Raw genomic sequence first — 1,016 nt, forward strand, 5'->3', positions numbered from 1 at the left:
ATTTGGTGAGGTGTCCGAGTGGCTGAAGGAGCACGCCTGGAAAGTGTGTATACGGCAACGTATCGAGGGTTCGAATCCCTCCCTCACCGCCACATTGCAAAGCCCTGATGGAAACGTCAGGGTCTTTTGCTTTTCGCCACGCCAGTGGTTGGCTTTTCCAGTTCTGCTCCTTTCTAATACCTATCCCGTTGTGCTGGTTATCTCTGTCCATTCGGATCATCTGACTGGTATGAGATGTTCCCATCATCTTTTTCTGCATTTACCTGTTTATTGTTCTTCCCTCCGACAAAATCTCATATCTCTAAAATCCTGATAGGGGCAGGCAGTACACTTGCTCGCTGCGAGTCGTTAGCTTGAGACCGTAGCTGGAATAGCCATAAGGCTCACGTTGATGGACATCACATCAAGGGATGGCGGATATTCGCTATATCTGGCGCGACTTGGTAGATATAAATTCTGCCGTGGGCAATATGTTGCCTTGCGTGCAGTTTTAAATCTCTTTCATGCAAGTTTGCGCGGTGTGATCTGTTGTCTGAGCAACTAGTTGCGTTGGTGGGGCGGTGAGTGACGAGTGGTTGTTTGTAACTCATTGTTTTTATGTGAAAAAATAAATGGCATGGTCGCTGCTAATAGTCTGGTCGAGTGCTATCTCATTTAACCAATCTATTTAGGAGCATACACATGCCAACTCCATGTTATATCAGCATCGAAGGTAAAACCCAGGGCAATATCACCGCCGGTGCCTTCACCTCTGACTCCGTCGGCAACATCTTCGTACAAGGTCACGAAGACGAGATGCTGGTACAAGAGTTCCAGCACGTTGTGACTGTCCCGACCGACCCGCAATCCGGTCAGCCGGCTGGTCAGCGTGTCCACAAGCCGTTCAAGTTCACCGTTGCCCTGAACAAAGCTGTGCCGCTGATGTACAACTCCCTGGCCTCCGGTGAGATGCTGCCGAAAGTGACCCTGAAGTGGTACCGCACCTCCGTTGAAGGCAAGCAGGAGCACTTCTTCTC

At 49.9% G+C, this 1,016-nt stretch carries 1 protein-coding gene and 1 tRNA gene; both read left to right on the forward strand.

The window, feature by feature from the left end; translation table 11 throughout:
* Positions 1-4: 4 nt before the first annotated feature.
* Positions 5-92: transfer RNA gene (locus AACS24_RS09765), tRNA-Ser, on the forward strand.
* A 589-nt stretch (positions 93-681) separates the two neighbouring features.
* A partial coding sequence (gene hcp1 / locus AACS24_RS09770; protein ID WP_108573430.1) for a type VI secretion system effector Hcp1 occupies positions 682-1,016 on the forward strand: 335 nt, incomplete at its 3' end.

The organism is Aeromonas sp. HMWF016 (assembly GCF_963878195.1).
Taxonomy (GTDB): domain Bacteria; phylum Pseudomonadota; class Gammaproteobacteria; order Enterobacterales; family Aeromonadaceae; genus Aeromonas; species Aeromonas lacus.